Annotated in this window: 7 protein-coding genes, 1 tRNA gene and 1 pseudogene; 6 read left to right on the top strand and 3 right to left on the bottom strand. The window is 68.1% G+C overall.

The window, feature by feature from the left end; all coding sequences use genetic code 11:
* Positions 1-903: pseudogene (locus O9335_RS05580) on the top strand (bifunctional uridylyltransferase/uridylyl-removing protein); the annotation flags it as partial.
* Here O9335_RS05580 and O9335_RS05575 read toward each other — a convergent pair.
* Positions 904-3099: a S9 family peptidase gene (locus O9335_RS05575; protein ID WP_298384789.1), complete on the bottom strand. Its 2196-nt coding sequence runs from the start codon at positions 3097-3099 to the stop codon at positions 904-906. It abuts the pseudogene before it with no gap.
* A 194-nt stretch (positions 3100-3293) separates the two neighbouring features.
* Here O9335_RS05575 and O9335_RS05570 point away from each other — a divergent pair.
* The 4 genes from O9335_RS05570 to O9335_RS05555 all read left to right on the top strand — a co-directional run bounded on the left by O9335_RS05570 (position 3294) and on the right by O9335_RS05555 (position 5589).
* Positions 3294-3369: transfer RNA gene (locus O9335_RS05570), tRNA-Ala, on the top strand.
* Positions 3370-3695: 326 nt separating this feature from the next.
* Positions 3696-3893 (top strand): EamA family transporter, encoded by a 198-nt coding sequence (locus tag O9335_RS05565; RefSeq protein WP_298384787.1) that lies wholly within the window; start codon positions 3696-3698, stop codon positions 3891-3893.
* 86 nt (positions 3894-3979) lie between these two features.
* Positions 3980-4315 (top strand): helix-turn-helix domain-containing protein, encoded by a 336-nt coding sequence (locus O9335_RS05560; protein WP_298384784.1) that lies wholly within the window; start codon positions 3980-3982, stop codon positions 4313-4315.
* The gene (locus tag O9335_RS05555; RefSeq protein ID WP_298384781.1) at positions 4312-5589 is read left to right on the top strand and encodes a type II toxin-antitoxin system HipA family toxin; all 1278 of its coding nucleotides are present in this window, start codon (positions 4312-4314) and stop codon (positions 5587-5589) included. Before O9335_RS05560 ends, O9335_RS05555 begins: the two co-directional genes overlap by 4 nt.
* Here O9335_RS05555 and O9335_RS05550 read toward each other — a convergent pair.
* Positions 5571-6488, bottom strand: coding sequence for a transposase (locus tag O9335_RS05550; RefSeq protein WP_298384778.1), 918 nt, complete (start codon positions 6486-6488; stop codon positions 5571-5573). The two genes, O9335_RS05555 and O9335_RS05550, sit on opposite strands and share 19 nt — an antisense overlap.
* A 189-nt stretch (positions 6489-6677) precedes the next feature.
* Between O9335_RS05550 and O9335_RS05545 the strand changes: the two genes are divergently transcribed.
* Complete coding sequence (locus O9335_RS05545; protein ID WP_298384775.1) at positions 6678-7679, top strand: NAD-dependent epimerase/dehydratase family protein; 1002 nt, start codon at positions 6678-6680, stop codon at positions 7677-7679.
* On the opposite strand, the gene O9335_RS05540 is transcribed toward O9335_RS05545, so the two are convergent.
* Positions 7600-8608 (bottom strand): glycosyltransferase (locus tag O9335_RS05540; RefSeq protein ID WP_298384772.1); only part of this gene is annotated, 1009 nt, incomplete at its 5' end. The genes O9335_RS05545 and O9335_RS05540 overlap by 80 nt on opposite strands.

The raw sequence follows: 8608 nt of genomic DNA, 5'->3' as shown, positions 1-8608 counted from the left end.
CGCTTGACGGCCCTTTACCTGCTGACGGTGGCCGACATCCGCGGCACCAGCCCCAAGGTCTGGAACGCCTGGAAGGGCAAGCTGCTGGAAGACCTGTACCGCCTGACCCTTCGCCACCTGGGCGGCACCCCGATGAGCCGCGACGCGGAGATCGACCACCGCCAGTCCGAAGCCCGGCAACTCTTGGCCCTGCACAGCGCCCTGCCCGACACCGAAGCCCCCCTGTGGGCCACGCTCAACGTCAGCTACTTCGCCCGCCACGACGCCGCCGAGCTCGCCTGGCACGCGCGCAGCCTGTGGCGGCACCTGGGCTCCAGCACGCCGGTCGTCTTTGCCCGCCCCAGCCCTGTGGGCGAAGGCCTGCAAGTGCTGGTTTACGCACCCGATGGACCGGACCTGTTTGCCCGCATCTGCGGCTACTTTGATGGCGCCGGCTTCAACATCCTTGACGCCAAGGTGCACACCACGCGCGACGGCTACGCGCTGGACACCTTCCAGGTGCTGGGCAACGACCCCGACACCCACCACCGCGACTTGGTGCCTCTGGTCGAGCAACGCCTCGCCCAAGCCCTGCAGCACACCGGCCCCCTGCCCGAACCACGGCGGGCGAGGCTGAGCCGCCGCGTGAAGTCGTTCCCCACCACACCGCGGGTGAGCCTGCGGCCAGACGAGCGCGGTCAAGCGTGGGTGTTGACCGTGAGTGCCAGCGACCGCGCGGGTTTGCTGTACGCCATCGCCCGCGTGCTGGCCCAGCACCACATCGACCTGCAACTCGCCAAGATCTTGACCCTGGGCGAGCGTGTCGAAGACAGCTTCCTGGTGAAGGGCGCCAGCCTCGCCCAGGCTCGTGTGCAGCTGCAACTCGAAGCCGAGTTGCTCGACGCCGTCGCCCTGCCCGCCTGATCAGGGCGCGCCCGCAACGCCCAGTTCGGTCAACAAGAAAGCGGCGGTGCGCGCCTCGCCCTTGAGTTGGTCGAAACGCCCCGAGGCCCCGCCGTGGCCCACCTGCAGGTCGATGTCGAACAGCAAGAGGCGCGTGTCGGTCTTGAGCGTGCGCAGCTTGGCCACGTACTTGGCCGGTTCCCAGTAGGGCACCTGGCTGTCGTTGAGACCCGTGGTCAGCAACATGGCCGGGTAGGCGCCCGGCTGCAGGTTGTCGTACGGGCTGTAGGCCCGCATCCACGCGTACTCCTGCGGCTTTTTGGGGTTGCCCCACTCGATGAACTCCTCGGTGGTCAGTGGCAAGGTTTCGTCCAGCATGGTGTTGATCACGTCCAGGAACGCCACCTCGGCCACCACGGCCCGGAACAAATCTCGCCGCAGGTTCACCACCGCCCCCATCAACAAGCCCCCCGCGCTGCCCCCGGTGGCTGCCAGTTGCTCTGGGCGGGTGTAGCCCTGGGCCACCAAGTGCTCCGCAACCGCCACGAAGTCCGTGAAGCTGTTCATCTTGCGGTCCAACTTGCCCGCGTGGTACCACGGTCGCCCCAGGTCGCCGCCGCCGCGAACATGGGCGATCGCGACGATCACGCCGCGGTCCAACAGGCTCAGCTCGACGCTGGAAAAACGCGGATCGGAGGGCAGCCCATAGGCGCCATACCCCTTGAGCAACAAGGGCTGCGGACCGCCCAGACGCGGCGCCTTGGCATAGACCAGGGACACGGGGATGCGCGTGCCATCGGCCGCCGTGGCCCACAAGCGCTCGGTCGCGTAGCGGCTGGCGTCGTAGCCGGGCACCTCGCGCACGCGCCGAATCGTGGGGCGGGCCGTCGCCAAGTCCACATCCACCACCGCCGGGGGCTGGGTCTGCGACTGCAACTGCACACGCAGCCAGGGCAAAGCGGGGTCGCGGTTCAGCCCGAGCTTCGTGCCATCGCCCGGCACCAAGGCCATGGCCGTGAAATTGCCGGTCTGTCCAAAGTCCACCTCCACGGCTGGCCCGCCTGTGACGGGCAAAAGGCGTTGGCCCACCAAGCCGCCAGAGCGCACCTGCACGGCCACGTGCGTCTGCAACACCGTCAGCCCCTCCAGCAGGGTGTCGTCCCGGTGGGCCACCCATTCCTGGGCCCGGCCGAGATCGGCCCATTGCCGCAGCGGGCGCTGCACCGGCCAACGCAGCAGGCGGAATTGCGGACCGCGGTCGTTGGCCAGCAGCAACCACTGGCCCTGATGGTGCTCCACGCGCAATTCGCGGCCAGCTTGGCGTGGCAGCAGGCGCTGCCAAGGCCCCGTGGGACGGTCGCTGCGCAGCACCCGCACCTCGTTGCGATCTTTGGCTGCACTCGTCAGCATCAAGTAGCGGCCATCGTCGGTGCCCTGCAACACCAGGTTGAACAAAGGGTCGCGCTCTTCAAACACCAAAACCGGGCGGCTGGGCTGCGCGCCCCAAGTTTGGCGCCACAGCCGGTGGCTGCGCTTGGCCGCGTCGGTGGTCACGTAAAACAGCGTGCGGCTGTCGGCCGCCCATGCAGCTTGGCCGTCGCCTCCTGACACCTGCCAAGGCCAGTCGCGGCCCGTGCTCAAGTCGCGCACCCGCAGCGTGTGGTCGCGTGCGCCGCTGTCATCGATGCCGTACTGCAACAAGCGCCCATCGGGGCTCATTCGGGGCTCGGGCACGGCCAAGTACGCGCGGCCGCGGGCCAGCTCATTCAAGTCCAACATGGTTTGCACCGGAGCCTCGGCCGACCAACGGCCGTCGGCCGCCGCCCGCTGCCGCACGTAAGCGGGGTACTGCTGCCCCGGTTCGATCCGCGTGCCGATCCACCAGCCGGCCTGCCGCACCGGCTCGCTTCGCTCAGCAGCCGGCACACGGGCGGTCATCTCGGTCAGCAAGGTTTGCACCAAACCGGACCGTGCGGCATACCAGCGCTCCGTGTACGCCGCCTCCGCGCGCAAATGCCACATCACGGCCGGGTTGTCGCGTTCGCGCAGCCAGAAGTAGTCGTCGACCCGGCGATCGCCATGGATGCTCACGTCCCGGGGCAGCTTGAGCGCAACGGGCGGTCCGTCCTCCTCGGCCGCCACCGGCGACCCCGTCGCCACCACACAAGCGCTCAACAGCGCCCCACGCACCCAAGCCCGCCAACCCCTGCCGCCCATCGCCACTCCTTTTCGCCCGCTCGGCGCCCAGGCGTCGGATTGTGGGGGCCCGCCTCCACCCAATGAACCGCAACCACGGGGCAGGATTTCCCTCCCCCGGCCCCCGCAGCAATGGACGCCACCCTGCCCCGTGGCCGCTCCAGCGGACGCCTCCCCAACGTGACGTTCGTGTTAGAGTGCGCGCCTCTTTCGGTGGGGGGGTAGCTCAGCTGGGAGAGCGTCGCGTTCGCAATGCGAAGGTCGGGAGTTCGATCCTCCTCCTCTCCACCACTCCAGATCGCTGAAAAACAAGGGCTTGGCTTCGGTCAGGCCCTTTTTTTGGTCGCTACGGGCGCCCCACGCTTCGGTGTCATCCCGTGCTCAAAGCCCTCACCGCCGACTACCTGCTCCGCGACGCGCAGTCCGACCCGAACAAGCACGGTGGGAAAGCGCTTGTCCACCCAGCTCGGCCCCAAGCGCACCAGCGCGCTCATCAACCTGGAGGGCCTGGCCCTGGTCGCCCCGCTGGACATTTGACAGTGGCCGCAGTCCAGGCCCAGGCCGCCAGCGATTGGCTGATGCTGGCCTTCTATTCGCTCGCGGCAAGCAGGTAAGCCGTGTGGCTGTGGATGTGCGGCCTGCGCGGCGTGCCCTCCCAGCAGGCGGGGGTGTTCACCCTCACGCTGCTCCTGGCCGTTGCGGCGGTGGGCATCGGCTGGCTGGGTGAAGCCGCCACCCTGCAACACGGCGTGGCGTTGGTGGCGGCCTTGGTGGGCGTGTACCTGGCCACGCGGCCCGACGTCGCCTCGCACTGAACCGGCGCGCCCTGCCTGAGCCCCATGTCAGGCTTGCAATAGAACATTGATGCACTCAAAGTAATGTCTTTGCTAACATAAGCGTTATGTCAAAGCGCTCGCTCGCCATCGAACAGCTGCCCTCTGCCGTGCAAGCGCAGCTGGCTCAGTTGGGCCAGCACTTGGCCCTGGCACGCCAACGCCGGCGAGAAAGCCGTCGGGCCTGGGCGCAGCGCATGGGCGTCTCCGAGCCCACCCTCACCCGCCTCGAAGCCGGCGACCCCAGCGTCTCCATGGCCGCCTACGCGTCGGCCCTTTGGCTGATGGGCCGGTCGCAAGGCCTGGCCGACCTGGCCGCCCCTCAACACGACCTCGGTGCCCTAGAAGCTGAGGTGCGCGCCGCATCGCGCCAGCGGGTTCGCGCCCCCCAAAGCCAGCCATGACGCCAGCCGTGACGCCCGCCGCCCCACCTACCGACGGCCTGCCCTACACGCCCGGCGACACCTTGCACCTGTGGTGCTTGAGCCAGCCCGAAGCGCCGGTGGTCGTGGGCGCCCTGCATCAGGTGCGCGCCAAGGCCGGCGTGTCGCTGCGCTACGCCCCCACGTGGCTGCAGCGGGGCTTTGCACTCAGCGAAGACCTGCCGCTGATCGACCAAGAATTTCAGCCCTTGGAGCGCGAGACGGCCGCCGGCGCCGTGGACGACGCCCGGCCCGACCGCTGGGGCGAGCGCGTCATCCGCTTCATCGACAAGCCGCCACGCTTGGCCGTGCTCGACTACCTGTACTTCGCGGGCGACGAGCGCTTTGGCGCATTGGGCGTGTCCACCTCCGCGCAGCACTACCTGCCGCGCGGCTTCGGCCCCTTGCCCCAATTGGGGGACGTGCCCGCCATCGAACGGCTGGTGCACCAAGTGCTGGCCGGCGACCCCGTGGCCGAGCCGCTGCGCCGGCTCATCGCGCCCGGCGTCACCCTGGGCGGCGCCCGCCCCAAGGCCCTGCTCAACATCGAAGGCGAGCCCTGGGTGCTCAAGTTCAACGAACTCGGCGAGCCGCTGGACACGCCGCTCATCGAACACGCCAGCATGACCCTGGCCGCACGGGCAGACATCCGCGTGGCCACCACCCGCCCCCTGCCCTTGGCCCGAGGCCACGCCCTGGCCGTGAAACGCTTTGATCGCGCCGGCCCCACGCGCGTGCACGCCCTCTCGGCCAACGTGGCCCTCAAAGCCGCGGGCGTGGGCTTGGGCTACCCCGAACTGGCCCAACTGCTGCGTCGGCGTGGCCCCCTGCAGCACAACACCGCCGCCCAGCACATGCAGGAGTTGTTCCGCCGCATGGTGTTCAACATCCTGATCGACAACACCGACGACCACGAGAAGAACCACGTGCTGCTGGTGCGCCCCGACGGCAGCCACGAACTCTCCCCCGCCTTTGATGTGCTGCCCACCGCCCAGGCCTTGGGCTACCAACAAATGCGGGTGGGCACGCAAGCGGGCGACTCCACGCTGGACAACGCCCTCTCGGAAGCCCGCCAGTTCGGGCTCAACGCGGCCCAAGCGCAAGCCCAAGTTCACCAGGTGTGCGAGGTCGTGGACGGCTGGCGCCCACACTTCGCTGCAGCGGGCGTCACGCCGCGCGACCTCGACGAACTCGCCAGCCGCATCGACCGGCCCTTCTTGCTCACCCAGCGCCGTGCTTACCTCGGCGCGCGCTGACCCGCAAACGCACTGGGCGCCATCCCCTCGGCCCGTTTGATCAAGCGGCTCACCCGGCTCACCGACAGGCCCAGCGCCTGCGCCATCGCGCTCATCGTCAAGCCCGATTCGCCGTGCGCCCGCATCAAGGCTTCCTCTCGGCTGGGGCAGCGCGCCAGCCAATCGTCCAAGGTCAAGGGGCTGGCCCGCTGCGCGCGTGGCACCTCCACCGTGCGCAACGCCGGCGCGGCCGGCCCCGCCACGCCCTCGGCAATGGCCTGCATGCGCTTCACGAAGCCCTCGTCACCCAGGTACACCTGCTGCCGCAAATGGTCGCGCCACAAGGGCTCTCCCAGCCCCTCGGCCACCGCCTGCGCGTAGCGCTCCATCGCCTCCAACCGGTCGTCCACCGTTCGCGGCTCCCGCTGCAGCATGAATGCCTGCAACTGCCCCACATCCAGCCAAGGCGGCGGCGCCACCCGCGCCGTGTGGGCGCCGTAACTGCTCCAGGGCCAGTCGGCCACATCCGCCACCACGCGCGCCCGCACCGGGTTCAGTTCCACATAACGGCACAGGGCCATCAGGTAGGCATCGGTGTCCACCAAGACCGCCTTAAAGCGCCCTTGAAATAAATGCCCTACCACGCCATGCCGGCGGTTGAAGGCCTGGGTGTAAACGCCGTTCAGGTGCCGCATGAAGCGCGACAACTGCCCCGCCCGCGTGTGCAGCACCAAGTGGTAGTGATTGCCCATCAGGCAGTAAGCCAGCACGCAGGCGTCCATGCGACGGCAGCCCTGGGCCAGCACGTCCAGAAACAACTGCCGATCCTCGTCGTCCACAAAGATCGCCTCGCGCCGGTCGCCGCGGGAGGTCAGGTGGTAGACGGCGCCGGGGAACTCAATGCGGAGGGGGCGGGCCATGAGGTCAGATTAGCTGGGGAGGGGGCAAAAGGCAAGACCTGACCCTGATAGCCCGCTCGCTTCGATGAGCCGCACCGCCGAGGCCACGAGGGCGTTGCGGAGATCTCCGTGGTGGTAGGCGTCGCGGGCCTGCGTCATGCCTTCATGTTGACATCGTGAACTTGGGATGTCAAAGTGGACGATGTAAACATGGAGGGTTATCTCATGGGTGTCCACAGTGTCGTCGGCGGGAACGGGACGATCGGCGCGGTGGCGGTGCGCCATCTCGCAGCGGCAGGGTGCGAGGTGCGCATCGTCCAGCGGCATCCCCGACTGATCGAGGGGGCGGTCGCGACCGCGAGCGCCGACGTCTTGGATCTGGATGGACTGACGAAGGCCGTCGAGGGTTCGGACGTGATCTACCTGATCCTCGGCCTGCCCTACGACGCGAAGGTTTGGCTCGAAGGGTTTCCGCGGGCGGTCTCCCATGCGGTCGAGGCGGCGCGACGTGTCGGCGCGCGGCTCGTCTACTTCGACAACGTCTACATGTACGGCCCGGTGCAGGGCGTCATGACCGAGGACACCCCGGACAATCCCACGACGCAGAAGGGCCTCGCCCGTGCGCGCGCTGCCCGCGTCCTGATGGAGGCGGTCGAGAAGGGAGCCATCCGCGGCTTGATCGCGAGGAGCGCGGACTTCTACGGCGACTACCGCCCCTTCGATCAGGTCAAGGCCATGGCCAAGAAGCTTGTGAAGGGCCAGAAGGCGCAGCTGCTGCTCCGCGACGACAGGGTCCATTCCTTGACCTACATCCCGGACGCCGGACGTGCGGTCGCGGCGCTCGGCCAGCAGGCCGACGCCTTCGACGCCATCTGGCACATGCCGACCGACCCGAATGCCTTGACGGGCGCGCAGCTGGTCGCGTTGATCGGAGCGCTCCTGGGGAAGGATGCCCGGCACACCGTGCTTCCGAAGCTCCTGCTCCGGATGGTGGGACTGTTTGACGGCACCGTGCGCGGCCTGCTCGAGATGTCCTACCAGTTCGAGCAGGACTACCGCGTCGACAGCTCCAAGATTGCTCGGGCCTATGGCCTCACCGCGACGCCGATGCGACAAGGCCTTGCCGAGCACCTCAAGTTCTTGGGGTATGCGCTGGCGGCGGGTGCCCATCTGCCGGCCGGTAGCCCGAGCCGCGCGGGGACGAGCCGATGAAGCTCGAGGTCCTCTTTCGCTGGGCCACGCCTTCGATGGCGTGGGCCAGTTCGGGAGCGATGAGCGGCTTCACAAGCACACTGCCATCACCCGCCGTCACCATCTCCCGCACAGGTGCCACATTCCCTGCCACCAGATGGCAGCCTAAGGCCATGGCCTCCAGACAACTCCAACTGAGCACGAACGGGTAAGTCAGATACACATGCGTACTGCTCACCTGCAGCACGCGCTTGTAGTCGGCATACGGCACCTTGCCCAAGAAGTGCGTGCGCGTCGGATCGAGCTGGCTGCCCACCTCCGCCAGCATCTTGGCCTTCCATGACTTCGCGTCCTTGGGCCGTGAGCCGTAGCTGACGTCGTCGCCGCCGACGATGAGCACGTGAGCGTTCTTGTGCTCCCTCTGCACCGCCGGCAGCGCCCGCATGAGGGTGTGAAACCCCCGGTACGGCTCCAGGTTCCGCGCCACATAGGTGATGACGGGCTTGTTGGGGTCGTTGGCCTTGAGCACCTCGCCACTGGGCGTCTTGAAGACAGCGGTGGGGTCGGGGCCCAAGTTCTCTGTGTCGATGCCCTCGTGCGCAACGACGATCTTGTTGAGGTAGGCCTGGGGGTGCTGGGCCTTCTGCCAGTGCGTGGGGCAGATGCCCACATCGCAGTTGTTCAGGTTCAGCAGATGCAGCGCGTTCCAGCTGCGGATGCGGGCCAGGTCATCGAACTCGACGGGGAACTCGGGGTCGAAGCCGATGTCGGCGTAGGGCCAGTTCGCGCGATCGACATGGTCGAGCCCGTCCAGCGGCGGGGCGTTGTAGTACCACTCGCAGTAGTGCACCAAGCGGGCGTCGGGGAAGACGTCTTTGGCGTACAGGGTCTCGCCCCAGCCCGGGTGGGCCAGGATGGCGTCGGGGCGCCAGCCGCTCTTCTTGAGCTGC

It is taken from the genome of Inhella sp. (genome assembly GCF_027532025.1).
Taxonomy (GTDB): Bacteria; Pseudomonadota; Gammaproteobacteria; order Burkholderiales; family Burkholderiaceae_C; genus Inhella.
Note: the sequence above shows the minus strand (reverse complement) of the source record. Positions and strands in the feature narration are given on the sequence as shown.

Bases quoted from the DNA above. Each gene is read 5' to 3' on its own strand.
- O9335_RS05575 (WP_298384789.1), bottom strand. From the start codon at position 3,099: ATGGGCGGCAGGGGTTGGCGGGCTTGGGTGCGTGGGGCGCTGTTGAGC.
- O9335_RS05560 (WP_298384784.1), top strand. From the start codon at position 3,980: ATGTCAAAGCGCTCGCTCGCCATCGAACAGCTGCCCTCTGCCGTGCAA.
- O9335_RS05555 (WP_298384781.1), top strand. From the start codon at position 4,312: ATGACGCCAGCCGTGACGCCCGCCGCCCCACCTACCGACGGCCTGCCC.
- O9335_RS05550 (WP_298384778.1), bottom strand. From the start codon at position 6,488: ATGGCCCGCCCCCTCCGCATTGAGTTCCCCGGCGCCGTCTACCACCTG.
- O9335_RS05545 (WP_298384775.1), top strand. From the start codon at position 6,678: ATGGAGGGTTATCTCATGGGTGTCCACAGTGTCGTCGGCGGGAACGGG.